We start from the raw sequence: 22,210 nt of genomic DNA, 5'->3' as shown, positions 1-22,210 counted from the left end.
CGCGATGAGTTATGTGCCGCCGCTGCGCGACTTCGCCTTCGTGCTCGATGAAGTGCTGCAGGCACCGCAGGCATTGCGCGCGCTGCCGGCGCATGCGGAGTGCGATGGCGAACTGATGGCCCAGGTGCTGGAAGAAGCCGGCCGCTTCGCCGCCGGCGTGGTGGCCCCGCTGAATGCGGCAGGCGACCGCGACGGCTGCCGTTTCGACAATGGCGAAGTCGCCACGCCCTCCGGATTCGCGCGCGCCTATGCGCAGTTTTGCGAAGGCGGCTGGCCGGCCCTGGCCTGCGCCCCGGAACACGGCGGCCAGGGCCTGCCGCATGTGCTGGACTGCGCCCTTTACGAAATGCTGAGCGCGGCCAACCATGCCTGGACCATGTATCCCGGCCTGCTGCACGGCGCCTATGCCTGCCTGGCCGAGCACGGCTCGCCGGCGCTGCGCGCGGCTTACCTGGACAAGATCGCCAGCGGCGAATGGCTGGCCACCATGTGCCTGACCGAAGCCCACGCCGGCAGCGACCTCGGCCTGCTGCGCACGCGCGCCGTGCCGCAGGACGACGGCAGCTACCGCATCAGCGGCGACAAGATTTTCATCTCCGGCGGGGAACACGACCTGACCGGCAACATCGTCCACCTGGTGCTGGCGCGCCTGCCCGATGCCGTACCGGGCAGCAAGGGGCTCTCGCTGTTCCTCGCGCCCAAGCTGCTGCCGGACGGCAGCCGCAACGGCGTACAGTGCACCGACATCGAACACAAGATGGGGATTCACGGCAGCGCCACCTGCAGCCTGCGCTTCGAACAGGCGCAAGCCTGGCTGGTCGGCGAAGCCGGACGCGGCCTGGCGGCCATGTTCGTGATGATGAATGCGGCGCGCCTGCATGTCGGCGCCCAGGGATTGGGACTGGCGGAAGCAGCATGGCAGCGCGCATCGGCCTATGCGCATGAGCGGCGCCAGTCGCGCGCGCCGGTACGCCCGGCCGGCACACAGGCGGCCGATCCGATCGCTCTGCATCCGGCGGTGCACAAGCTGCTGATGCAACAGCGCTGCCGCATCGAAGGCGGACGCATGCTGGCCTGCTGGACAGGATTGCTGCTGGACCTGGCGGAACACGATACCGATACGGTAGCAAGGCGCCGCCACCAGGAGCGGCTGGAATTCATCACGCCGGTGGTGAAGGCCTTCCTGACCGAGCAAGGATTCCAATGCGCCAGCCGCGCGCTGCAGGTATTCGGCGGACATGGCTATGTGGTCGAGACCGGCATCGAACAGTATCTGCGCGATGCCCGCATCACGATGATCTACGAAGGCAGCAACGAGATCCAGGCCATCGATTTCCTGCTGCGCAAGGCGCTGGCCGATGATGGCCGCAGGCTGGAAGACTTCCTTGCGCTGGTACAAGCCGATGCGCTGCATGCCAAAGGAAGCGAATTCGAAAAGCAAGCGGCACTGCTGCTGCAAGCCGCGCAAAAGCTGCGACAGTCGGCTGCGGATATCGCCGCAGGCATGGCGGCCAATCCATCGCTGCCTTACTTCCTCGCCGATGAAATGCTGCACCTGACGGGCCATCTTGCATTGGGCTGGATGTGGCTGCGCGCCGCGCTGCGGGCGCTTGCGGCGCTGGATCGCGACCCGGCATACTACGACGGCAAGCGGGATGCCGCATGCTATCATTTCGCCTTTGTGTTTCCGGAAGTGCGGCAGTTGTTCGACGTCATCGACGGCTGCCTGGCAACTGGCGTTCCGACCATCCCCTCCGACCGACATCACCATGCTGCCCAAGAAGCCGGCTGACTTCGACCCCGACGACGAATCGCCGGAAAGCGCTCCGCTCGACCAGCAGGTTCTGCTGAGCCTGGTCGGCTACAACTGCCGACGCGCCTACATCACCATCATGCCGCTGTTTGAAAAGCGCATGGCCAAGTTCGAGTTGCGTCCGGTCGACTTCACGGTGCTGAGCCTGCTGAAGGCCAATCCCAACATCAACCAGAAGCGCCTTTCCAAGGCCATCAACGTCTCGCCGCCCAACCTGGCGACCTTGCTGGACCGCCTGGAACAGCGCGGCCTAGTAATGCGCCAGCGCAATCCGCAGGATCGCCGCTCGCAGGTGCTGGCATTGACTACGGCCGGCATGCGCATGTGCGTGAAGGCGGAGAAAACGGCCAGCGAACTGGAACTGAAAGCCACCGAAGCGCTAAACGAGTCCGAACGCGCGCAACTGATCGGACTGCTGCAAAAGATATTCATGCCGGACGGCGACGATCCGGCGCGCTGATCCCTCGCGCCGTCAGCCGTCCCGCCTTCCCTTGTCAGCGCAGGAAAACCAGCTCGCTATAGCTGGGATTGGCGTGTTGGCGCTGGTACTGCTTGAGGTCTTCCATGACCTGCTCGCGCGTAAGGCCCGACTTTTCCTGCATCGACGGCGTATTCCGCGCATTCGATTGAACCGGCTGCGCAACTGCGGCTCCGGCCGTTTCTGCCGGTATGACATCCTTGCCTTCTGCGGCACTCGCTGCGGCGGCCATCCCCAGTAGTGCGATGGCGAGGCCCAGTTTTCTTAATGCGACGGTATTCATGATCTACTCCCCATGAATGCAAGCGGATCCTGCCCATTGCAGATCCATTTCATCAACTTCATCCACGTGGAATCATTGTAAGTAGCCAGCTATGCGGGAAAAATGGGCTGGCGGGCAATGCTTTCTTTCATCTTTTGAAATAATGCTTTGAATGCGTCGGCCGTTTTGCCAGCAGATTTTCCTCTCTGTCATTACTCCACTTTCCGCCGCCAACCAAAAAGGGCGCGAAGCATAAAAAAACGGCCCACATCACTGTGGGCCGTTTCCTTCAAACTTGGTGCTGGCTGCAGGACTTGAACCCGCCACCCCCTGATTACAAGTCAGGTGCTCTACCAGATGAGCTAAGCCAGCAAAAACTTTAGCCGGCGATTATAGCCTACTTGATACGGGTAAGTACAGGACGTCCGCCCTTTTTTGGCGGTTCGGGATCGTCGTCGCCCGGCGCTTCGGTCGTGGCGGCCTTTTTCTCTGGCTCGGAAACCGGGACGGAAGACAGCATCGGGGCGCCGGTTTCCTTCTCGTCCTGCTGCGGCTCCGCCTCGGGGGCCGTGGCCGGATTGGGCGCCTCGAAGGCCATGCCCTGGCCGTTCTCGCGGGCGTAGATGGCGATGACGTTCTCGACCGGGATCAGGATGTCCTTCGAAACGCCGCCGAAACGCGCGCTGAAGCTGATGCTGTCGTTTTCCATCTTCAGGCCGCTGGTGGCCTCGAAGCTGATGTTGAGGACGATCTCGCCGTTCTTGACGAATTGCATCGGCACGCGTGTGCGGCTGTCGACCACTACGGCGATGTGGGGCGTAAAGCCATTGTCGGTGCACCACTCGTAGATGGCGCGCAGCAGATAAGGCTTGGTTGAAACTTCAGGCATGACTGGGTGTGTGATGCGATGCACGGGCGCTCAGGCCTGCGCATCTGCCGGCATGGCCGGGGTGGAACTGCAAAACGATACTGCCGCCGGTCCCGGCCCAGGGCGCGGGATCGGCGGCGTGCGCTGCTTAGCGGCGCATGACCTTTTCCGACGGGGTCAGCGCTTCGATGTAGGCCGGGCGCGAGAAGATGCGCTCGGCGTACTTCATCAGCGGGGCCGCGGTCTTGGACAGCTCGATGCCGTAGTGGTCCAGGCGCCACAGCAGCGGCGCCAGCGCCACGTCCAGCATGGAGAACTCGTCGCCCAGCATGTACTTGTTCTTCAGGAACAGCGGCGCCAGCTGGGTCAGGCGGTCGCGGATTTCGTTGCGGGCCTTTTCCTGGCTCTTTTCGGCAGCCTTGGACTTCTCGTTCTCCAGCGTGTGCACGTGGATGAACAGTTCCTTCTCGAAGTTGAACAGCATCAGGCGGGCGCGGGCGCGCATCAGCGGGTCGGCCGGCATCAGTTGCGGGTGCGGGAAGCGCTCGTCGATGTATTCGTTGATGATGTTCGACTCGTACAGCACCAGGTCACGCTCGACCAGGATGGGGACCTGGCCGTAGGGGTTCATGACGGAAATGTCTTCCGGCTTGTTGAACAGGTCGACGTCGCGGATCTCGAAGTCCATGCCCTTTTCGAACAGGACGAGGCGGCAACGTTGCGAAAATGGGCAGGTCGTGCCCGAATAAAGAACCATCATTTTGTAGAGCCCTAAAAACAAAAGGGGGGCGAGACGCATAACGCTCACCCCGGTACGCAATTCCGCCAAAAACAGCGCGGATACGAGATTTTACTTTTTTACTTGACGTTCTTCCAATAGGAAGCGTTCAGACGCCACGTCAGAACCAGGAAAACGCCCAGGAACAACAGCACCCAGACGCCCAGCCGTTTGCGCGTATTCTGCGCGGGCTCGGCCATCCACTCGAGATAACCGACCAGATCGGCGACGGCGTTATCATATTCGATCGCGCTCATCTTTCCAGCCTTGACCAGTTCGAATTTCTCGAATTTGTGGATGGTCTTGCCCTCTTCGTGAGGATCTTTCTCCTCGGAGTACTTCGGGACCTGGGTTCCTTGCAATTCCCACAACACATGCGGCATGCCGACGTTGGGGAAAAGCATGTTGTTCCAGCCGGTTGGGCGGCTGTCGTCCTTATAATAACTGCGCAGGTAGGTATAAATCCAGTCCGGGCCCGATCCCAGCTCGGATGCCTTGGCCCGCGCGATCACCGACAGGTCCGGCGGGGTGGCCCCGAACCAGGTCTTGGCGTCCTGCGGCAGCATCGAGATTTTCATCAGATCGCCGACTTTTTCCCCTGTAAACAAGAGGTTATTCTTGATCTGGTCTTCCGACAGACCGAGGTCGCGCAGGCGGTTGTAGCGCATCGACGATGCCGCGTGGCAATTCAGGCAATAGTTGACGAACAGCTTGGCGCCGTTTTGCAACGCGGAAACATCCTTGGTGCGGTCCGGCGCGTGGGCCAGCGGGAAACCGCCTTCGTTGGCGCAGGCGAGCACCGGCAGCAGCGCCAGCGTCGCGATCAGTCTTTTCAGCAATGTCATGTTCTTGTCCTCTTGTGCTTTAGGCGGCTGGCTTAGTGCGGATGGTAGACGACGCGGTCAGGTACCGGCTTGAAGGTGCCGGCAGCGCTCCACCAGGGCATCAGCAGGAAGAAGCCCAGGTAGATGAAGGCGCAGACCTGGGCCACGACGGTACCCGTGGCGGTCGGCGGCTGCACGCCCAGATAGCCCAGCGCAACGAAGGCAATGCCAAAGACAAGATAAACGTACTTATGCCAGCTCGGACGGTAGCGGATCGACTTGACCTGCGAGTGGTCCAGCCACGGCAAGCCGCCCAGGATCACCACCGACAGGCCCATCAGCACCACGCCCCAGAACTTGGCGTCGAACACCAGCATGCCGGCGATCACGGCCAGGCCGATCACGATGGCGGCGATCTTGAGCGCGCCGGCCAGGCGCGACTTGAACACCAGCAGCGCGACATAGGCCGCGACGCCGGCAATGAGCCAGCCCATGAAATCGGCGGTGGTGGCGCGCAGGATCGAGTAGAACGGCGTGAAGTACCACACCGGCGCGATGTGCGGCGGGGTCTTCAGCGAGTCGGCCGGGATGAAGTTGTTGTACTCCAGGAAGTAGCCGCCCATCTCCGGCGCGAAGAACACCACCGCCGAAAACACGATCAGGAAGATCGAGACCGCGAAGATATCGTGCACCGAGTAGTACGGGTGGAACGGCACGCCGTCCAGCGGCACGCCGTTGGCATCGGTCTTTTCCTTGATCTCGACGCCGTCGGGGTTGTTCGAGCCCACTTCGTGCAGCGCGATGATGTGCGCCACCACCAGGCCGATCAGCACCAGCGGGATGGCGATCACGTGGAACGAGAAGAAGCGGTTCAGGGTGGCGTCGGAGACGACGTAGTCGCCGCGGATCCACAACGACAGGTCAGGGCCGATGAAGGGAATCGCGCCGAACAGGTTCACGATCACCTGCGCCCCCCAGTACGACATCTGGCCCCAGGGCAGCAGGTAGCCGAAGAAGGCTTCGCCCATCAGGCACAGGAAGATCGCCACGCCGAACAGCCACACCAGCTCGCGCGGCTTGCGGTAGGAGCCGTAGAGCAGGCCGCGCACCATGTGCAGGTAGACCACGATGAAGAAGGCCGAGGCGCCGGTGGAATGCATGTAGCGCACCAGCCAGCCCCAGGGCACGTCGCGCATGATGTATTCGACCGAGGCGAAGGCCAGGTTGGCGTCCGGCTTGTAGTGCATCACCAGGAAGATGCCGGTGACGATCTGGATCACCAGCACCAGCAAGGCCAGCGAGCCAAAGGCGTACCAGAAATTGAAGTTCTTGGGAGCGTAGTACTCGGAGAGATGGGCTTTCCAGGTGGAGGTCAGCGGAAAGCGGGCATCGACCCAGTTGAGCGCCTTGTCGCACACCGGCGCGTCATCGGGCAGTTTCTTTTCGTGGAATGCTCCCATGCTTATGCCTCCCCTTTCTCGTCTTTGCCGATGACCAGCTTGTTGTCGCCTTCGAACATGTAGCGCGGCACCTGGAGGTTGTCCGGAGCCGGCTTGTTCTTGTAGACGCGGCCGGCCAGGTCGAACGTGGAGCCGTGGCAGGGGCACAGGAAGCCGCCATGCCAGTCGTCCGGCAGCGAAGGCTGCGGGCCGGCCTGGAAGCGTGCGCTGGGGGAGCAGCCGAGGTGCGGGCAGATGCCGACCACGACCAGGAGATCCTTGCGGATGGAGCGCCATTCATTGAGCGCGTATTCGGGCGTCTCGGAGAAATCGGTGCGCTTGGACTGCGGATCGGCCACTTCGCCGTCCACCTTCTTGAGCGATTCGACCATCTCGGGGGTGCGCTTGAGGATCCAGACCGGCTTGCCGCGCCATTCGACGGTACGCATTTCGCCTGGAGACAAGGTCGAGATGTCGACCTCAACCGGTGCGCCCGCAGCCTTGGCCCGTTCCGAGGGCTGCAAGGTGGAGACGAAAGCTCCGGCAGTGGCCAATCCAGCAACACCGCCAGCCGCGCAAGTGGCAACCAGCAAACCTCGTCGACTTGCGTCGACCTGATTCTCGTCCGTCATAAAGACCCCTATCTCCATATGTGTAAGTTAGCGTGGACCTTCTAAGTGACCCTCATGCAACTTTTGATTATATATAAGCTGAATAGGGTTTTGAAGACAACGCGAACGGCCAGCATGGTAACGGCCCGCGCAAAAAACGATTTGACGCAGCGCAACCCGTTGTCAATCTGCTCTTTTTACCTCTTTTGCTGCGTTGCAATATAAGATGCGTCCTAATTTACTTTTCAAGCGCGGCGGGATATAACGCCGGTATCGCTCCCATTTCATAGACAAACAGCAATCTTCCACAGGAGAAATCAATAATGAGCATGTTCAAAGACTTCCGCGCATTCGCGACCAAAGGCAACGTTGTCGACCTCGCCGTCGGCATCATCATCGGCGGCGCCTTCGGCAAGATCGTCGAATCCATGGTGCAGGACATCATCATGCCCATCGTCGGGAAAATCTTCGGCGGCCTCGATTTCGCCAGCTACTACATTCCGCTCAACGGCCAGCCCTACGGCTTGTCGCTGGCCGAAGCGAAGAAGGCCGGCGCGGTGTTCGCCTACGGCAACTTCGTTACCATCCTGATCAACTTCATCATCCTGGCGTTCATCATCTTCCAGATGATCCGCCTCATCAACAAGGCGCGCGACCTGACCTCCAAGCAGGAAGAAGCCGCTCCGGCCGCACCTGCGGCACCGACGGAAGATGTCCTGCTGCTGCGTGAAATCCGCGATGCGCTGAAGAAGTAAGCAAGAGAAGCAAGCCGCAACCGCGACTTCAAAAACAAAAAGCCCGCGAGGGCTTTTTGTTTTTCAGGAACCGGCACCCTTCCCTGTCACACCGGATTGTCGATATCGATGAAGCGGTGTTCGATACCGAAATGCTCCGCGGCGTGCGCGCCCAGCGCCTGCACGCCATAGCGCTCGGTGGCATGGTGTCCCGCCGCGATATAGACGGTGCCGGTCTCGCGCGCCAGGTGCACGGTGGGTTCGGAAATCTCGCCGCTGATGTAGGCCGATGCGCCGGCCGCGATCGCATCGGCCAGCATGCCCTGCGCCGCACCGGTGCACCAGGCGATCTCGCCCAGCGCCTGCTGCGGGTCGCCGATCAGCAGGGGCGCTCGTCCCAGGCGTTTTTCTATCAATGCCGCGAGGTCGGCGGCCGTCTTCACCGCGGGAGAATTGCTGCGCCCGAGCCAGCCCAGGTCATCGTCGCCGAAGCGGCCACCGGCGTTCAGGTCGAGCATGCGCGCGAGCTGGGCGTTGTTGCCCAATTGCGGATGCGCATCCAGTGGCAGGTGGTAGGCGAACAGGCTGACGTCATTGGCAAGCAACAGCTTCAAGCGGCGCTGCTTGGTGCCGATCACCCGCATGTCCTCGCCGCGCCAGAAATAACCGTGGTGCACCAGGATCGCATCGGCCTTCAAATCGAGCGCGGCCTCGATCAGCGCCAGGCTCGCGGTGACGCCGCTGACGACCCTGGCGATCTCCTCCCGCCCTTCCACCTGCAGGCCGTTTGGGCAATAATCGCGGTATTGCCCGGCATTGAGCGTCTGGCCGAGATATCTCCCGAACTCGTCTCTGGTAACTTGCCGACTCATTTCCATCCTCATCTGGTTTCTATATGCGACGTTTATGGTTGTTGTTTGCCCAGACCGTGACAATCGGTTTGGCAGTGTGGTTCATTGTAACGACCTTGAAGCCCGGCTGGATATCCGGCACCTTCGGCTCCCGCGCGCGCCCCGCCCAATCCTCCGTGCAAATGCAGGAAGCCGCTCCCGATGCGCCCGCGCTGAGCTCCTATCGCCACGCCGCGCAGCAGGCCATGCCGTCGGTGGTGAACATCTTCACCACCATGGAAGCGCGTCCGCAGAAAAGCCCGTTCCAGAACGATCCCTTCTTCCGCAAGTTCTTCGGCGACCAGTTCGAAGAGCAGCAGCAGGATGACAAGCAATCCAGCCTCGGTTCGGGCGTGATCGTCAGCCCGCAAGGCTACATCCTGACCAACAACCACGTGGTGGAAGCCGCCGACCAGATCGAAGTGGCGCTGGCCGACGGCCGCAAGGCGAGCGCCAAGGTGGTCGGCATCGACCCTGAAACCGACCTGGCGGTGATCAAGATCGAACTGCCCAACCTGCCGGCCATCACCCTGGGGCATCCGGAGAGCAGCTCGGTGGGCGATGTGGTGCTGGCCATCGGCAACCCCTTCGGCGTCGGCCAGACCGTCACCATGGGCATCGTCTCGGCGCTGGGACGCAACCACCTCGGCATCAACACCTTCGAGAACTTCATCCAGACCGACGCCGCCATCAACCCCGGCAATTCCGGCGGCGCGCTGGTCGACACCAACGGCAACCTGCTGGGCATCAACACCGCGATCTATTCGCGCACCGGCGGCAACCTTGGCATCGGCTTCGCGATCCCGATGTCGACCGCCAAGACGGTGATGGAAGCCATCATCAGCAACGGCCAGGTGGTGCGCGGCTGGATCGGCGTCGAACCGCAGGACATCACGCCGGAGCTGGCCGAGAGCTTCGGCCTGGGCAAGAAGACCGGCGCCATCATCGCCGGCGTGCTCAAGGGCGGCCCGGCCGACCGCGCCGGCATGAAGCCGGGCGACATCCTGGTCAGCATCGACGGCAAGCCGGTGGCCGACACCACCGAGATGCTCAACGTGATCGCCCAGCTCACGCCGGGCCAGAACATCGCCATGACGGTGCTGCGCCGGTCGCAGGAAACCAAGCTCAACATCACCGTGGGCAAGCGCCCGCCGCCGCCCAAGAGCGACGACAGCGACCAGGAATAAGAACGGCTAGAATGCCCGATGCGCATCCCCGGATTGGGGAGCGCCATCGCCATCAGAAGGAGATCGAACAAGATGCACGTGCGCGACCTGACCCAGTTCCTGGCCGAGCTTGCCGACAACAACAACCGCGCCTGGTTCGTGATGAACAAGCCGCGCTACGACATCCTGCGCGAAGAATTCCTGGCGCTGACCGTCAAGCTGATCGCCGAGATCAGCAAGTTCGACCCGGCCATCGCCGGCTGCAACCCGAAGAAGGCGCTGTTCCGCATCAACCGCGACATGCGCTTCTCGCATGACAAGAGCCCGTACAAGACCCACTTCTCCGCCGCCATCACCGCCAGCGGCCTGAAAAAGCCCAGCCAGGGCGGCGGCCCGGCCTACTATTTCCATATCGACGCCGAGGGCAAGCTGCTGATCGCAGGCGGCGAATACATGCCGCCGCCGGACCGCCTGCGGGCCATCCGCAACCAGGTCGTCAGCGATGCGGCCGGCTTCAACAAGATGCGCAAGAACAAGAAGCTGGTGGAAACCTACGGCGACCTGCAGGAAGAAGGCAAGCTGGTGCGCCCGCCCAAGGGCTTCGATCCGGACACCCCGAATATCGAGTACGTGAAGCTGAAGAGCTTCATCGTGTGGACCGAAACCAGCATCAAGAAGAAGGTGCCGGCCGACTTGGGCAAGGATGTGCTGGCCGGCTTCAAGGACGCTTATCCGCTGGTGAACTGGCTGCGGAACATCCCGCTGCAGACGGCTGAGGAATAAGCCCGCACGGGAAGATCGGACGTAAAAAAAGCCCGCCATGCGGGCTTTTTTCCTATTCGGATCCGGACCCAGGGGCCCGGCACACTATTCGGACGCCGAAGACTCCGCTTCCTTGCCATCCGGCGCGCGCGTGGCGCGCTCGAAGATCGGCGCCACGAACAAACCCACCTCATACAGCAGCACCAGCGGCACGGCCAGCAGCAACTGGCTCATGATGTCCGGCGGCGTCACCACGGCGGCGATCACGAACGCGCCGACGATCACGTACGGGCGGATCTGCTTGAGCTTCTGCAGCGGCACCACGCCCATGCGCACCAGCACGATCACGATCACCGGCACTTCGAACGTGACGCCGAAGGCGACGAACATGGTCAGCACGAAATCGACGTAGCTGTCGATGTCCGGCGCCACCGAGACCGACTTCGGCGCGAAGTTGTTGATGAACGGGAACACCACGCCGAACACGAAGAAGTAGCAGAACGCCACGCCGGCTACGAACAGCAGCGAGGACGACACCACCAGCGGCGCGATCAGCTTCTTCTCATGCGTGTACAGGCCGGGGGCGACGAAGGCCCACATCTGGTACAGCACCCACGGCAGCGACACCAGCACCGCCACCAGCATGGTGACCTTGATCGGGATCAGGAACGGCGTGATGACGCCGGTGGCGATCATCTTGCTGCCGGCCGGCAGCGCGTGGATCATCGGCGCGGCCAGCACGTCGAAGATATGGGCCGCGAAGGGCATCATGCACAGGAATACCACCAGCACCACCGCCGCCGCCTTGACGATGCGGCTGCGCAGTTCGATCAGGTGCGAGATGAAGGTGTCTTCGGTGCCGGCCGTATTGTTTTCTTCAGCCATGGAGTTTGCGGCAAAAAAGTAAGGTGAGGACGCGGGGCGCCGTCGGGATTAAAAGAAACCGGCCGACTTGCCGGCACCGATCGGACGATATTTCGCCACCCGCGCCGAGGCCGAGATGACGCGCGTCTTGCGTCCGCTCTGGTGCTTGTACCAGGCCGGCACCGCCGTGGTGCGCGCCAGCTTCTTGCGGCGGAACGCCTTCGACTTGATCGAGAGCGTATCCGCGCTGGGCGTGCGGCTCCAGGCGCTGGAGGACGCGCTGTCGCCGCCGGAGGAATCGCCGCCGTTCCAGGCGTCGTTGATCGCATTCTCGGTGTCGGACATGCTCTTGTTGATGCTGCCCGACACATCGCTGGCGGCCTGCTCCACGTCCTTTTGCATCTTGCGCAGCTCGTCGAGCTCGATTTCCCGGCTGACTTCGCTCTTGACGTCGTTGATGTAGCGCTGCGCGCGGCCGAACAGGGTGCCGGCCATGCGCGCCACCTTGGGCAGCCGCTCGGGGCCGATCACGACCAGCGCGACCACGCCGATCAGGGCCAGCTTGGAAAGGCCGATATCAATCATGAGTCTGTGTGGACATTAAAGGCTGGCACAGTCAATGTGCGGTGAAAGCGCCGCCGCTGCAGCAGCGGCAGCCGCAATCCGAAGCGGCCCGCCGCATTGCCTTGCCGGCGGGCGCCGCCCGGTCAGTTGCCGGACTTGTCTTTTTCCTTGGCCTGGACATCGATGGCCTGGTCCTTCTTCTCTTCCTCGGCGCCCTTGACGCCATCCTTGAAGCCCTTGACCGCCTTGCCCAGGTCGGAACCCATGTTGCCGAGCTTCTTGGTGCCGAAGACCAGCATCACGATCACCAGAACAATCAGCCAATGCCAAATACTGAACGAACCCATTCTCTTCTCCTAAACGGACATCCCTGCCCTGTGTACAAAATTTCTCGTCTCGGCCGGCGCGCCTGGCGCATCTAGCGCACCGGTTCCTCTTGTTCTATTGCCGCGCTGTTATTGCTGCACAAAACGCACGCGCCACGGATGCGGCCCGCCGATCACGTGCATATGCAGATGGTACACCTCCTGCCCGCCGTCCGGTCCGGTGTTGAACAGCGTCTTGAAGCCGCCGCTGCGGTTGCCCTCGGCATCGACCTTAAAGCCGCAACCCTGCTCGGCCGCCAGCTTGGGCGCGAGCAGCGCCATCTTGCCCAGCAGGGCGGCCTGTTCGGGACCGCAGTCCGACAGCGTGGCCACATGCTGGCGCGGCACGATCAGGAAATGCACCGGCGCGGCCGGGTTGATGTCGTGGAAGGCGACCAGGTCCTCGTCCTCGTACAGCTTCTTCGACGGGATCTCTCCGGCGGCGATCTTACAGAAAATGCAATTATCCAAAACCGTTCTCCTGCGTAGATGGGGGATGGCGCCGGCTCACTCTTTGCGCGCGGCTTTTTCTTCCAGGCCAGAGAGGCCTTCGCGGCGCGCCAGCTCGTCCAGCACGTCCTGCGGCTTCAGATCGAACTGGGCCAGCATCACCATGGAATGGAACCAGAGGTCGGCGCACTCGTAGAGCACCTTGGACTTGTCGCCCGAGACGCGGGCGTCCTTGGCGGCCATCACGGTTTCGGTGGCCTCTTCGCCGATCTTCTTGAGGATGGCGTCGTCGCCCTTGGAAAACAGCTTGGCGACGTAGGATTTTTCAGGATTGCCGCCATTGGCCAGCTTGCGCGACTCGATGACTTCGGCCAGGCGCTTCAGTGTTTCACTCATGGTTCGGTCTTGCCCGGTTCGGTATTCTTGGCCGCGTCAGCGGTCTTGCGGGTGCGCTTGGGCTTGTCGGCGGTCTTTTCGGCTTTCTCCGCCTTCTCCGCCTTGGCGGCAGGCGCGCCGCCGGCACCCGGCGGCAAGTCCTTCAGGACCGGCTCGACGGTCTGCCACTCGCCGTTGTCGGCGCTGCCCTCGAACTTCTGGAAGAAGCAGGAATGGCGGCCGGTATGGCAGGCGATGCCGGCCACCTGCTCGACCTTGAGCAGCACCACGTCTTCGTCGCAGTCGAGGCGGATCTCATGCACCTTCTGGAAGTGGCCGGACTCCTCGCCCTTGTGCCACAGCTTCTTGCGCGAACGGCTCCAGTACACGGCCTGGCCGATCTCGACCGTCCTGGCCAGCGCCTCGCGGTTCATCCAGGCGAACATCAGCACGTCGTTGCTGCCGACTTCCTGGGCGATCACCGGCACCAGGCCGACCTCGTCCCACTTCACCTTGTTCAGCCACTTGGCGCTGATGCTCATGCCAGCCTCATCGGAATGTTCTGGTCGGCCATGAAGCGCTTGGCTTCCTGCACGGTGTGCTGGCCATAGTGGAAGATGCTGGCGGCCAGCACCGCGTCGGCCTTGCCCTTGGTCACGCCGTCGGCCAGGTCCTGCAGGCCGCCGACGCCGCCCGAGGCGATCACCGGAATGCTCACGGCTTCCGATACCGCGCGGGTCAGGTCGAGGTCGAAACCGCTCTTGGTGCCGTCGCGGTCCATGCTGGTCAGCAGGATCTCTCCGGCGCCCAGGCGCGCCATCTTGCGCGCCCATTCGACCGCGTCCAAGCCGGTGGCCTTGCGGCCGCCGTGGGTGTAGACCTCCCACTTGCCGTCGCCGGCGCGCTTGGCGTCGATCGCCACCACGATGCATTGCGAACCGTACTTGCCGGCGGCATCGGCCACCAGTTGCGGGTTGGTCACGGCAGAGGTATTGATGCCGACCTTGTCGGCGCCGGCGTTCAACAGGCGGCGCACGTCGTCGACGGCGCGCACGCCGCCGCCGACCGTCAGCGGAATGAAGACCTGCGAGGCCACCGCCTCGATGATGTCGAGGATCAGGTCGCGGCCGTCGGAGGAAGCGGTGATGTCGAGGAAGGTCAGCTCGTCGGCGCCCTGCTCGTCATAGCGGCGCGCGATTTCCACCGGGTCGCCGGCATCGCGCAGCTCCAGGAAATTGACGCCCTTGACGACGCGGCCGGCGGTCACGTCGAGGCAGGGGATGATGCGTTTTGCGAGGGCCATCTTATTTGCCGCCGGCGTCGCGCTCGGCCTCCAGGGCTTGCGTCAGTTCGTCGGCACGGTCCTGGCCGCTGCGCAAATCCAGCGTGCCTTCATAGATGGAACGGCCGCAGATGACCGCCTCGATCCCTTCGTCTTCCACACGGCACAAGGCTTCCACGTCGCCGATGTTGTGCACGCCGCCGGAAGCGATGATGGGAATCGACACCGCCTGCGCCAGGCGCACGGTGGCTTCGATGTTGACGCCGCCCATCATGCCGTCGCGGCCGATGTCGGTATAGACGATGGATTCGCAGCCGTAGCCTTCGAACTTGCGCGCCAGGTCGATCACCTCGTGGCCCGACAGCTTGCTCCAGCCGTCGGTGGCGACCTTGCCGTCCTTGGCGTCCAGGCCGACGATGATCTGGCCGGGGAAGGCGCTGCAGGCGTCATGCAGGAAACCGGGGTTCTTCACCGCGGCGGTGCCGATGATGATGTAGGACAGGCCGTCATCGAGGTAGCGCTCGATGGTATCGAGGTCGCGGATGCCGCCGCCCAGTTGCACGGGGATCTCCTCGACCCCGTTTTCCTCGGCGAAAGCGGCCACCACCTTGAGGATGGACTTGACCGCCGCCTCGTTCTTGGGCTTGCCCGCGAACGCGCCGTTCAGGTCCACCAGGTGCAGGCGGCGGGCGCCTTGCTTCAACCAGTGCAGGGCCATTTCCGCCGGGTCTTCGGAGAAAACGGTGGCTTGTTCCATATCGCCTTGTTTGAGGCGGACGCAATGACCGTCTTTCAGGTCGATGGCGGGTATCAGCAGCATGGCTACGGTATGACTAGTCAGTAAAAAGGGTGGATGACGGAAAACTCTCGCCGGTTCTTGCCTGAAAGGCAAAAATCAAGGCTTCCAGTGTACGAAATTCCGATACAGCTGCAAACCCGCGGCGGCACTTTTTTCCGGGTGGAACTGGGTTGCAAAGATATTATCGCGGGCCACCGCGCAGGCGAAATCGCGGCCGTAAGGCGTCTGGCCGACCACATGCGCCTGGTCTGCCGGGACTGCATAAAAACTGTGCACGAAGTAGAAGTAGGCATTGTCGGCAATCCCTTCCCACAGCGGATGCTGTGCGCTCTGGCGCACGTGGTTCCAGCCCATCTGCGGTACCTTGTAGCGCGAACCGTCGTCCTGCAGCAGGCCGTCCAGCTCGAAACGCACCACCTTGCCCGGCAACAGGCCCAGGCCGGGGGTATCGCCTTCCTCGCTCCAGTCGAACAGCATCTGCTCGCCCACGCACACGCCGAACAGCGGTTTGCTGCGCGAAGCCTCGACCACCGCTTCCTGCAGGCCCGACTCGCGCAGGCAGCGCATGCAGTCGGGCATGGCGCCCTGGCCGGGCAGCACCACGCGGTCGGCGCCGCGGATGTCGGCGACCTCGCCGGAGATGCGCACGTCTGCTTCGGGCGCGACATGGCGCAGGGCTTGCGCTACCGAGCGCAGGTTGCCCATGCCGTAATCCACTACAACAATTTTATTCATATCGAAGATGGCGGCGCGCTCATGCGCCGGAGATGCCAGGTGGTTACAAGCTGCCCTTGGTGGATGGAATCGTGCCGGCGGCGCGCTCGTCGAGCTCGATCGCCATGCGCAGCGCGCGGCCGAATGCCTTGAACACGGTCTCGCACTGGTGGTGCGCATTGAGGCCGCGCAGGTTGTCGATGTGCAGGGTCACTTGCGCATGGTTGACGAAACCGTGGAAGAACTCGCTGGTCAGGTCGACGTCGAAGCCGCCGATCATCGAACGCGTGAACGGGATGTGGTATTCCAGGCCGGGACGGCCGGAGAAGTCGATTACCACTCGCGACAGCGCTTCGTCCAGCGGCACGTAGGCATGGCCGTAGCGGCGGATGCCCTTCTTGTCGCCGATGGCCTTGGCGAACGCCATGCCCAGCGTGATGCCCACGTCTTCCACCGTGTGGTGCGCGTCGATATGCAGGTCGCCCTTGGCATGGATGTCCAGGTCGATCAGGCCGTGGCGCGCAATCTGGTCCAGCATGTGGTCGAGGAACGGCACGCCGGTATCAAGCTTTTGCTTGCCGGTTCCGTCCAGGTTGATCGCAACGCGAATCTGGGTTTCGTTGGTGTTGCGGACGACTTCTGCGGTTCTGGGTGTAGACATGGTCAGGGGTAACGCGGGTTCAACAGTTGGGTTTTGCCTAGATGGTGCCGATGCGCGCCTTTACAACGCCGCCAGCTCCGCTTGCAGGGCCGCCAGGAAGGCGGCGTTTTCTTCTTCTGTGCTGACGGTGATGCGCAAACAGTTGTGCAGCAATACATGCATTCTACCGGCATTTTTGACCAGCACCTTGGCTGCGAGCAAAGCGCTGAAAACTTTATCGGCCTGCGGGACGCGGATCAGCACGAAGTTGGCGGCCGACGGGAACACTTCCACCCCGTCCAGCGCGGCCAATTGCGCCATCAGCGCGGTGCGACCGCTGCGCAGCGCGGCGGCCTGCGCTTCCAGCACGTCGAGGTGTTCCAGCATGAACAGCGCGGCCGCCTCGGTCAAGACGTTGATGTTGTACGGCGGGCGTACCTTGTCGAATTCACGCAACAGCGCCGGCGCGGCCGACATGTAGCCCAGGCGGATGCCGGCCAGCCCCAGCTTGGACACCGTGCGCATCACCACCAGATTGTTGAACTGCGGCAACGCCTGCATCAGGCTGGTCTGGGCGAACGGCTGGTAAGCCTCGTCCACCACCACCAGGCCGTACGGCGCGGCGGCCTGCACGATGCGCAGGATGTCGGCGGCCTCGAACAGCGTGCCGGTCGGATTGTTGGGATAGGAGAGATAGGTGATGGCCGGACGGTGCAGCGCCATCGCCGCCAGCATGGCCGGCACATCCAGCGTGAAGTCGGCACGCAGCGGCACGCCGACGTATTCCAGACCGGCCGCCAGCGCTGACACCTGGTACATCACGAAGCTGGGTTCCGGCGCCAGCACCTTGCGGCCGGGTACGGCGCAGGCCATCGACAGGATGGAAATCAGCTCATCCGAACCGTTGCCCAGCAACACGTCGTAGCCGTCCGGCACGCCCAGCTTGCTGCGGATCGCCTCTTTCAGGCGCACATAGGACGGCACCGGATAGCGGTTCAGTTCCGCCTGCGCCAGCCGCTGTGCCAGGGCCTGATGCAGTTCGGGCGGCAAGGTGTACGGATTCTCCATCGCGTCCAGCTTGAGCATGCCCCCGGCATCGGGCACGTGGTATGCCTGCCAGCCGCGCACCAGCGGGCGGATGACGCTATCGATCAGTATGTCGCAGGAAGCGGGGTCAGCCGGTGACTTGTTCATCTTGTTGGCTCGCAGGTTCCAGCGCCTCCAGGCGCCGGCGGATCAGTTCGCAATAATCGGAATTGAGTTCGAAGCCGGCAAAATGCCGGCCGCAGCGGCGCGCCGCCACCGCCGTGGTGCCACTGCCCATGAACGGGTCGAGCACCACCCCGCCCGGTGGGCAGGAGGCCTTGACCATGCGTTCGACGATCTCCAGCGGCTTTTGCGTGGGATGGTCGGCGCGCTCCTTGTGCTCGCGGTGCAGGCGCGACACGCTCCACACGTCCTTGGGGTTGTAGCCCATCTCCAGCCACTTGGCGCCGACGAAGATGGCGCGCGAGCGCGCCTTCTTGGTCTGCTCGTCGTAGGGGATGCGGATGGCGTCGAGGTCGAAGAAATAATCGCGGGCAGCGGCGAAGAAGCCGATGGTGTCGTGCACCGAGGAATAGCGCCGGGTGCTGCCGCCCATGGACGGCACGCGGCGGTCCCAGACGATCTCGTTGATCATGGTCATGCGCTGCTTCAGCATGACGAAGATTTCCGGCGAATAGCGCCAGGTCAGGAAGATGTAGAGGCTGCCGTTGGCCTTGAGCTTGGGCAAGGCGGCGTCGATCCACTGCTCGGTCCAGCGCAGGTATTCGGCGGTGTCGAGCTTGTCGGAATCGTTGCCGTAGTCCTTGCCCAGCCCGTACGGCGGGTCGGCGATCAGCAGGTCGATGCTGCCGTCGGGAATGCGCCGCAAACCGTGCAGCGCATCCTCGCAATGCACGCGATCCAGCCAGCCTTCGCCTGCAGACGGGTCGGAGGCCACCGTCATCGCATCACTTCAGGCGCAGTTCGGCAGAGCGGGCGTGCGCCTGCAAGCCTTCGCCGTACGCCAGTTCGGCGGCGATCTTGCCCAGCGCCCGGGCGCCGGCTTCGGAGACGCGGATCACGCTGGAGCGCTTCTGGAAGTCGTACACGCCCAGCGGCGACGAGAAGCGCGCGGTGCGCGAAGTCGGCAGCACGTGGTTGGGGCCGGCGCAGTAGTCGCCCAGCGATTCGGACGAGAAGCGGCCGAGGAACATGGCGCCGGCGTGGCGGATCCGGTCGGCCCACTGCTGCGGCTCTTCGGCGGAGATTTCCAGGTGTTCGGCGGCGATCATGTTGGCGATCTCGCAGGCTTCCTCCATGTCGCGCACCTTCACCAGCGCCCCGCGATCGGTCAGCGAAGTGCGGATCACGTCGCGGCGCGGCATGGCGTCGAGCAGCTTGTTGATCGAGGCTTCCACCTTGGCGATGTAGGCGGCGTCCGGGCACAACAGAATCGATTGCGCCAGCTCATCGTGCTCGGCCTGCGAGAACAGGTCCATCGCGATCCAGTCGGGATCGGTGCTGCCGTCGCAGATCACCAGGATCTCGGAAGGGCCGGCGATCATGTCGATGCCGACGATGCCGAACACGCGGCGCTTGGCGGCGGCGACATAGGCGTTGCCGGGGCCGACGATCTTGTCTACTTGCGGAATAGTCGCGGTGCCGTAGGCCAGCGCGCCCACAGCCTGCGCGCCGCCGATGGTGAACACGCGGTCGACGCCGGCGATCGCGGCGGCCGCCAGCACCAGTTCGTTCTGCACGCCGTCCGGCGTGGGCACCACCATGATGACTTCCTGCACGCCCGCGACCTTGGCCGGAATCGCGTTCATCAGCACCGACGATGGATAGGCCGCCTTGCCGCCCGGCACGTAGATGCCGACGCGGTCCAGCGGGGTCACCTTCTGGCCCAGTTCGGTGCCATCAGCCTCCTGGTACAGGAAACCGTCGGAGCCGCATTCCTTCTTCTGGCGCTCGTGATAGGCGCGCACGCGGTCGGCCGCGGCCTGCAGCGCTTCGCGGCGCGCCGGCGGCAAACCGGCCAGCGCCGCCTGCAAGGCATCCTTGCCGATTTCCAGGCCGGCCAGCGAAGCGGCCTGCACGCGGTCGAAACGCTGGGTGTATTCCAGCACGGCGGCATCGCCGCGCGCCTTCACCTCCGCCAGGATCGTCGCCGCGGCGCGATCGATGGCTTCGTCCTCGCCGGCTTCGAAGGCCAGCACGGCCGACAGCTTGTCGCGAAAGCCAGCATCGGCGGAATCGAGTTTTCGGATGGCAATGCTCATGGTGTCACCTGCAAAATACGGCTTTGATCGATGTAGGGGCTTACTTGGCCTGCGAAGCCTTCTCGAAGGCTTCGAGGATGGGTTGCAGGCGCTCGCGCTTCAGTTTCAGCGCGGCCTGGTTGACCACCAGGCGCGAAGAGATGTCGATGATGTGCTCGACTTCCACCAGCTTGTTGGCGCGCAGCGTGCCGCCGGTGCTGACCAGGTCGACGATGGCGTCCGACAGGCCGACCAGCGGGCCCAGTTCCATCGAGCCGTACAGCTTGATCAGGTCGACGTGCACGCCCTTGGCGGCGAAGTGCTCGCGCGCGGTCTTCACATACTTGGTCACCACGCGCAGGCGCGCGCCCTGGCGCACCGCGCTGGCGTAGTCGAAGCCTTCCTGCACCGCCACCGACAGGCGGCACTTGGCGATCTTCAGGTCGATCGGCTGGTACAGGCCTTCGCCGCCGTGTTCCAGCAGCACGTCCTTGCCGGCCACGCCGAAGTCGGCGGCGCCGTATTGCACGTAGGTCGGCACGTCCGAGGCGCGCACGATGATCACGCGCACGTTGGGATCGTTGGTCGGCAGGATCAGCTTGCGCGACGACTCCGGGTCTTCGGCCACGGTGATGCCGGCGGCCTTCAACAGCGGCAGGGTTTCTTCGAAGATGCGGCCCTTGGAAAGCGCCAGCGTCAGTTGTTGGGTCATGTCTTGGACTTTGCGAAAGGCTTATTTGACGCGTTCGATGTCGGCGCCGATGGCCGACAGCTTGGCTTCCATGCGGTCGTAGCCGCGGTCGAGGTGGTAGATGCGCTCGACGATCGTCTCGCCCTGCGCCGCCAGGCCGGCGATCACCAGCGAAGCGGAGGCGCGCAGGTCGGTCGCCATCACCGGCGCGCCGACGAACTTGTCCACGCCCTTGATGATGGCGGTGTTGCCTTCGATGTCGATGGCCGCGCCCAGGCGGTTCAGCTCCTGCACGTGCATGAAACGGTTTTCGAAGATGGTTTCGGTGACGTGGCTGGTGCCTTCTGCGATGCAGTTCAGCGCCATGAATTGCGCCTGCATGTCGGTCGGGAAACCCGGATATTCGGTGGTGCGGAAGCTCACCGCCTTGGGACGGCGCGCCATCTGGATGCGGATCCAGTCCTCGCCCGAGGTGAGGATGGCGCCGGCTTCGCGCAGCTTGTCCAGCGCCGCGTCGAGCAGGCCGGAACGGGTGCGGCGCAGCGTGACGTCGCCGCCGGCGGCGGCCGCCGCGCACAGGAAGGTGCCGGTTTCGATACGGTCGGCGATCACCTCATGGGAGGCGCCATGCAGCTTGTCCACGCCCTGGATCACCAGGCGGTCGCTGCCGATGCCTTCGATCCTGGCGCCCATCTTCACCAGCAGGTTGGCCAGGTCGCCCACCTCCGGTTCGCGCGCGGCGTTTTCCAGCACGGTCTCGCCCTCGGCCAGCACGGCGGCCATCAGCAGGTTCTCGGTGCCGGTGACGGTGATCATGTCGGTGACGATGCGCGCGCCCTTCAGGCGCTTGGCCTTGGCGTAGATGTAGCCGGCGTCGATATGGATGTCGGCGCCCATCGCCTGCAAGCCCTTGATGTGCTGGTCGACCGGACGCGAACCGATGGCGCAGCCGCCCGGCAGCGATACCTTGGCTTCGCCGAAGCGCGCCAGCAGCGGGCCCAGCACCAGGATGCTGGCGCGCATGGTCTTGACCAGTTCGTAGGGCGCTTCCAGCTTGGTGATGTCGTTGCCGTTGAGGATCGTTTCGTCGCCATTTTCCTCCACGCGCAAGCCCATCTGCTTCATCAGCTTGGTGATGGTCAGCACGTCCTGCAGGTGCGGGACGTTGGTCAGGCGCAGGTCGTCGGCCGTCAGCAGGCCGGCGCACAGGATGGGCAGCGCCGCGTTCTTGGCGCCGGAGATGGTGACTTCGCCGGAGAGGCGCTTGCCGCCGCGGATTGCGAGCTTGTCCATGTTCTTGCCTTATTTCTGGAATTCTTCAGGGGTGAGGGTTTTCATCGACAACGCGTGGATTTCCTCGCGCATGCGGTCGCCCAGCGCGGCGTAGACCAGCTGGTGGCGCTGGATCAGGCGCTTGCCGGCGAAGGCGTCGGAGACGATGACGGCGGTGAAATGCTGGCCGTCGCCTTCGACTTCGATATGCCGGCAATCGAGGCCGGCGACGATGTAGCTTTTGACGAGTTCGGGTGTGGGTAGCATGATTCGTTCGGTGAT

27 protein-coding genes, 1 tRNA gene and 1 pseudogene are annotated in these 22,210 nt (G+C 63.4%); 5 read left to right on the top strand and 24 right to left on the bottom strand.

What is annotated here, in order from left to right:
* Window positions 1–4: 4 nt before the first annotated feature.
* Both J7548_RS08245 and J7548_RS08240 read left to right on the top strand, forming a co-directional pair.
* On the top strand, window positions 5–1,792 hold the full coding sequence (locus J7548_RS08245) for an acyl-CoA dehydrogenase (protein ID WP_290972990.1): 1,788 nt from the start codon (window positions 5–7) through the stop codon (window positions 1,790–1,792).
* On the top strand, window positions 1,770–2,273 hold the full coding sequence (locus tag J7548_RS08240) for a MarR family transcriptional regulator (RefSeq protein WP_290972986.1): 504 nt from the start codon (window positions 1,770–1,772) through the stop codon (window positions 2,271–2,273). The genes J7548_RS08245 and J7548_RS08240 overlap by 23 nt, the downstream gene beginning before the upstream one ends.
* 34 nt (window positions 2,274–2,307) lie before the next feature.
* Here the strand turns inward: J7548_RS08240 and J7548_RS08235 are convergent, their stop codons facing one another.
* The 7 genes from J7548_RS08235 to petA form a co-directional block, all read right to left on the bottom strand.
* Window positions 2,308–2,574 carry a hypothetical protein gene (locus tag J7548_RS08235; protein ID WP_290972982.1) on the bottom strand — a complete coding sequence of 89 codons (267 nt, stop codon included), beginning with the start codon at window positions 2,572–2,574 and terminating at the stop codon, window positions 2,308–2,310.
* A gap of 275 nt (window positions 2,575–2,849) precedes the next feature.
* Window positions 2,850–2,925, bottom strand: a tRNA-Thr gene (locus J7548_RS08230).
* Window positions 2,926–2,950: 25 nt separating this feature from the next.
* Window positions 2,951–3,442, bottom strand: coding sequence for a ClpXP protease specificity-enhancing factor (locus J7548_RS08225; RefSeq protein ID WP_290972979.1), 492 nt, complete (start codon window positions 3,440–3,442; stop codon window positions 2,951–2,953).
* A 127-nt stretch (window positions 3,443–3,569) separates the two neighbouring features.
* Complete coding sequence (locus J7548_RS08220) at window positions 3,570–4,181, bottom strand: glutathione S-transferase N-terminal domain-containing protein (RefSeq protein ID WP_050466657.1); 612 nt, start codon at window positions 4,179–4,181, stop codon at window positions 3,570–3,572.
* Between the two features lie 98 nt (window positions 4,182–4,279).
* The gene (locus tag J7548_RS08215) at window positions 4,280–5,044 is read right to left on the bottom strand and encodes a cytochrome c1 (protein ID WP_290972974.1); all 765 of its coding nucleotides are present in this window, start codon (window positions 5,042–5,044) and stop codon (window positions 4,280–4,282) included.
* A 32-nt stretch (window positions 5,045–5,076) separates the two neighbouring features.
* Window positions 5,077–6,483 carry a cytochrome bc complex cytochrome b subunit gene (locus J7548_RS08210; RefSeq protein ID WP_290972971.1) on the bottom strand — a complete coding sequence of 469 codons (1,407 nt, stop codon included), beginning with the start codon at window positions 6,481–6,483 and terminating at the stop codon, window positions 5,077–5,079.
* A gap of 2 nt (window positions 6,484–6,485) precedes the next feature.
* Window positions 6,486–7,094: a ubiquinol-cytochrome c reductase iron-sulfur subunit gene (petA, locus tag J7548_RS08205; protein ID WP_290972968.1), complete on the bottom strand. Its 609-nt coding sequence runs from the start codon at window positions 7,092–7,094 to the stop codon at window positions 6,486–6,488.
* Window positions 7,095–7,396: 302 nt separating this feature from the next.
* Between petA and mscL the strand changes: the two genes are divergently transcribed.
* A complete protein-coding gene (gene mscL, locus J7548_RS08200) occupies window positions 7,397–7,828 on the top strand; it encodes a large conductance mechanosensitive channel protein MscL (RefSeq protein ID WP_290972964.1) in 432 nt (143 codons plus the stop codon).
* Window positions 7,829–7,914: 86 nt separating this feature from the next.
* Here mscL and J7548_RS08195 read toward each other — a convergent pair whose 3' ends face one another.
* Window positions 7,915–8,679 (bottom strand): Nif3-like dinuclear metal center hexameric protein, encoded by a 765-nt coding sequence (locus J7548_RS08195; protein WP_290972960.1) that lies wholly within the window; start codon window positions 8,677–8,679, stop codon window positions 7,915–7,917.
* A 23-nt stretch (window positions 8,680–8,702) separates the two neighbouring features.
* Here J7548_RS08195 and J7548_RS08190 point away from each other — a divergent pair, with 23 nt between their 5' ends.
* Window positions 8,703–9,884, top strand: a complete 1,182-nt coding sequence (locus tag J7548_RS08190) for a Do family serine endopeptidase (RefSeq protein WP_290972957.1) — start codon at window positions 8,703–8,705, stop codon at window positions 9,882–9,884.
* Between the two features lie 72 nt (window positions 9,885–9,956).
* Entirely contained in the window at window positions 9,957–10,646 is a 690-nt protein-coding gene (locus J7548_RS08185) for a DUF2461 domain-containing protein (RefSeq protein ID WP_290973352.1), read from the top strand.
* An 84-nt stretch (window positions 10,647–10,730) separates the two neighbouring features.
* On the opposite strand, the gene tatC is transcribed toward J7548_RS08185, so the two are convergent.
* From tatC to J7548_RS08105, 16 genes and pseudogenes are all read right to left on the bottom strand, one after another.
* Window positions 10,731–11,510: a twin-arginine translocase subunit TatC gene (gene tatC, locus J7548_RS08180; protein WP_290972954.1), complete on the bottom strand. Its 780-nt coding sequence runs from the start codon at window positions 11,508–11,510 to the stop codon at window positions 10,731–10,733.
* A gap of 48 nt (window positions 11,511–11,558) precedes the next feature.
* Window positions 11,559–12,074: a Sec-independent protein translocase protein TatB gene (tatB, locus tag J7548_RS08175; protein ID WP_290972951.1), complete on the bottom strand. Its 516-nt coding sequence runs from the start codon at window positions 12,072–12,074 to the stop codon at window positions 11,559–11,561.
* 122 nt (window positions 12,075–12,196) lie between these two features.
* The gene (tatA, locus tag J7548_RS08170; protein ID WP_290972949.1) at window positions 12,197–12,400 is read right to left on the bottom strand and encodes a Sec-independent protein translocase subunit TatA; all 204 of its coding nucleotides are present in this window, start codon (window positions 12,398–12,400) and stop codon (window positions 12,197–12,199) included.
* 108 nt (window positions 12,401–12,508) lie between these two features.
* Window positions 12,509–12,889, bottom strand: coding sequence for a histidine triad nucleotide-binding protein (locus tag J7548_RS08165; protein WP_290972946.1), 381 nt, complete (start codon window positions 12,887–12,889; stop codon window positions 12,509–12,511).
* A 36-nt stretch (window positions 12,890–12,925) separates the two neighbouring features.
* Entirely contained in the window at window positions 12,926–13,264 is a 339-nt protein-coding gene (locus J7548_RS08160) for a phosphoribosyl-ATP diphosphatase (protein ID WP_290972943.1), read from the bottom strand.
* 137 nt (window positions 13,265–13,401) lie between these two features.
* Window positions 13,402–13,785: pseudogene (hisI, locus tag J7548_RS08155) on the bottom strand (phosphoribosyl-AMP cyclohydrolase); the annotation flags it as partial.
* The gene (gene hisF / locus J7548_RS08150; protein ID WP_290972940.1) at window positions 13,782–14,546 is read right to left on the bottom strand and encodes an imidazole glycerol phosphate synthase subunit HisF; all 765 of its coding nucleotides are present in this window, start codon (window positions 14,544–14,546) and stop codon (window positions 13,782–13,784) included. The pseudogene hisI and the gene hisF, both read right to left, overlap by 4 nt.
* Window position 14,547: 1 nt before the next feature.
* Window positions 14,548–15,345 carry a 1-(5-phosphoribosyl)-5-[(5-phosphoribosylamino)methylideneamino]imidazole-4-carboxamide isomerase gene (hisA, locus tag J7548_RS08145; RefSeq protein WP_290972936.1) on the bottom strand — a complete coding sequence of 266 codons (798 nt, stop codon included), beginning with the start codon at window positions 15,343–15,345 and terminating at the stop codon, window positions 14,548–14,550.
* A 75-nt stretch (window positions 15,346–15,420) separates the two neighbouring features.
* Window positions 15,421–16,059 (bottom strand): imidazole glycerol phosphate synthase subunit HisH, encoded by a 639-nt coding sequence (gene hisH, locus J7548_RS08140; protein ID WP_290972933.1) that lies wholly within the window; start codon window positions 16,057–16,059, stop codon window positions 15,421–15,423.
* A gap of 43 nt (window positions 16,060–16,102) precedes the next feature.
* On the bottom strand, window positions 16,103–16,699 hold the full coding sequence (gene hisB / locus J7548_RS08135; protein WP_290972930.1) for an imidazoleglycerol-phosphate dehydratase HisB: 597 nt from the start codon (window positions 16,697–16,699) through the stop codon (window positions 16,103–16,105).
* 60 nt (window positions 16,700–16,759) lie between these two features.
* Complete coding sequence (gene hisC / locus J7548_RS08130) at window positions 16,760–17,872, bottom strand: histidinol-phosphate transaminase (RefSeq protein WP_290972927.1); 1,113 nt, start codon at window positions 17,870–17,872, stop codon at window positions 16,760–16,762.
* The gene (locus tag J7548_RS08125) at window positions 17,853–18,668 is read right to left on the bottom strand and encodes a site-specific DNA-methyltransferase (RefSeq protein WP_290972924.1); all 816 of its coding nucleotides are present in this window, start codon (window positions 18,666–18,668) and stop codon (window positions 17,853–17,855) included. Before J7548_RS08125 ends, hisC begins: the two co-directional genes overlap by 20 nt.
* A 4-nt stretch (window positions 18,669–18,672) precedes the next feature.
* On the bottom strand, window positions 18,673–19,986 hold the full coding sequence (gene hisD / locus J7548_RS08120) for a histidinol dehydrogenase (RefSeq protein WP_290972921.1): 1,314 nt from the start codon (window positions 19,984–19,986) through the stop codon (window positions 18,673–18,675).
* 40 nt (window positions 19,987–20,026) lie between these two features.
* A complete protein-coding gene (gene hisG / locus J7548_RS08115; protein WP_290972917.1) occupies window positions 20,027–20,677 on the bottom strand; it encodes an ATP phosphoribosyltransferase in 651 nt (216 codons plus the stop codon).
* A 21-nt stretch (window positions 20,678–20,698) separates the two neighbouring features.
* Window positions 20,699–21,949 (bottom strand): UDP-N-acetylglucosamine 1-carboxyvinyltransferase, encoded by a 1,251-nt coding sequence (gene murA, locus J7548_RS08110; RefSeq protein ID WP_290972914.1) that lies wholly within the window; start codon window positions 21,947–21,949, stop codon window positions 20,699–20,701.
* 9 nt (window positions 21,950–21,958) lie between these two features.
* Window positions 21,959–22,195, bottom strand: a complete 237-nt coding sequence (locus J7548_RS08105; protein ID WP_290972911.1) for a BolA family protein — start codon at window positions 22,193–22,195, stop codon at window positions 21,959–21,961.
* Between the last annotated feature and the right edge of the window lie 15 nt (window positions 22,196–22,210).

The sequence above is a fragment of the Herbaspirillum sp. genome (assembly GCF_017744395.1).
Classification (GTDB): domain Bacteria; phylum Pseudomonadota; class Gammaproteobacteria; order Burkholderiales; family Burkholderiaceae_D; genus Herbaspirillum.
Note: the sequence above shows the minus strand (reverse complement) of the source record. Positions and strands in the feature narration are given on the sequence as shown.

What these genes read in the sequence shown, in the direction of transcription:
- J7548_RS08245 (WP_290972990.1), top strand. Translation starts at nt 5, where the DNA reads ATGAGTTATGTGCCGCCGCTGCGCGACTTCGCCTTCGTGCTCGATGAA.
- J7548_RS08240 (WP_290972986.1), top strand. Translation starts at nt 1,770, where the DNA reads ATGCTGCCCAAGAAGCCGGCTGACTTCGACCCCGACGACGAATCGCCG.
- J7548_RS08235 (WP_290972982.1), bottom strand. Translation starts at nt 2,574, where the DNA reads ATGAATACCGTCGCATTAAGAAAACTGGGCCTCGCCATCGCACTACTG.
- J7548_RS08225 (WP_290972979.1), bottom strand. Translation starts at nt 3,442, where the DNA reads ATGCCTGAAGTTTCAACCAAGCCTTATCTGCTGCGCGCCATCTACGAG.
- J7548_RS08220 (WP_050466657.1), bottom strand. Translation starts at nt 4,181, where the DNA reads ATGATGGTTCTTTATTCGGGCACGACCTGCCCATTTTCGCAACGTTGC.
- J7548_RS08215 (WP_290972974.1), bottom strand. Translation starts at nt 5,044, where the DNA reads ATGACATTGCTGAAAAGACTGATCGCGACGCTGGCGCTGCTGCCGGTG.
- J7548_RS08210 (WP_290972971.1), bottom strand. Translation starts at nt 6,483, where the DNA reads ATGGGAGCATTCCACGAAAAGAAACTGCCCGATGACGCGCCGGTGTGC.
- petA (WP_290972968.1), bottom strand. Translation starts at nt 7,094, where the DNA reads ATGACGGACGAGAATCAGGTCGACGCAAGTCGACGAGGTTTGCTGGTT.
- mscL (WP_290972964.1), top strand. Translation starts at nt 7,397, where the DNA reads ATGAGCATGTTCAAAGACTTCCGCGCATTCGCGACCAAAGGCAACGTT.
- J7548_RS08195 (WP_290972960.1), bottom strand. Translation starts at nt 8,679, where the DNA reads ATGAGTCGGCAAGTTACCAGAGACGAGTTCGGGAGATATCTCGGCCAG.
- J7548_RS08190 (WP_290972957.1), top strand. Translation starts at nt 8,703, where the DNA reads ATGCGACGTTTATGGTTGTTGTTTGCCCAGACCGTGACAATCGGTTTG.
- J7548_RS08185 (WP_290973352.1), top strand. Translation starts at nt 9,957, where the DNA reads ATGCACGTGCGCGACCTGACCCAGTTCCTGGCCGAGCTTGCCGACAAC.
- tatC (WP_290972954.1), bottom strand. Translation starts at nt 11,510, where the DNA reads ATGGCTGAAGAAAACAATACGGCCGGCACCGAAGACACCTTCATCTCG.
- tatB (WP_290972951.1), bottom strand. Translation starts at nt 12,074, where the DNA reads ATGATTGATATCGGCCTTTCCAAGCTGGCCCTGATCGGCGTGGTCGCG.
- tatA (WP_290972949.1), bottom strand. Translation starts at nt 12,400, where the DNA reads ATGGGTTCGTTCAGTATTTGGCATTGGCTGATTGTTCTGGTGATCGTG.
- J7548_RS08160 (WP_290972943.1), bottom strand. Translation starts at nt 13,264, where the DNA reads ATGAGTGAAACACTGAAGCGCCTGGCCGAAGTCATCGAGTCGCGCAAG.
- hisF (WP_290972940.1), bottom strand. Translation starts at nt 14,546, where the DNA reads ATGGCCCTCGCAAAACGCATCATCCCCTGCCTCGACGTGACCGCCGGC.
- hisA (WP_290972936.1), bottom strand. Translation starts at nt 15,345, where the DNA reads ATGCTGCTGATACCCGCCATCGACCTGAAAGACGGTCATTGCGTCCGC.
- hisH (WP_290972933.1), bottom strand. Translation starts at nt 16,059, where the DNA reads ATGAATAAAATTGTTGTAGTGGATTACGGCATGGGCAACCTGCGCTCG.
- hisB (WP_290972930.1), bottom strand. Translation starts at nt 16,699, where the DNA reads ATGTCTACACCCAGAACCGCAGAAGTCGTCCGCAACACCAACGAAACC.
- hisC (WP_290972927.1), bottom strand. Translation starts at nt 17,872, where the DNA reads ATGAACAAGTCACCGGCTGACCCCGCTTCCTGCGACATACTGATCGAT.
- J7548_RS08125 (WP_290972924.1), bottom strand. Translation starts at nt 18,668, where the DNA reads ATGACGGTGGCCTCCGACCCGTCTGCAGGCGAAGGCTGGCTGGATCGC.
- hisD (WP_290972921.1), bottom strand. Translation starts at nt 19,986, where the DNA reads ATGAGCATTGCCATCCGAAAACTCGATTCCGCCGATGCTGGCTTTCGC.
- hisG (WP_290972917.1), bottom strand. Translation starts at nt 20,677, where the DNA reads ATGACCCAACAACTGACGCTGGCGCTTTCCAAGGGCCGCATCTTCGAA.
- murA (WP_290972914.1), bottom strand. Translation starts at nt 21,949, where the DNA reads ATGGACAAGCTCGCAATCCGCGGCGGCAAGCGCCTCTCCGGCGAAGTC.
- J7548_RS08105 (WP_290972911.1), bottom strand. Translation starts at nt 22,195, where the DNA reads ATGCTACCCACACCCGAACTCGTCAAAAGCTACATCGTCGCCGGCCTC.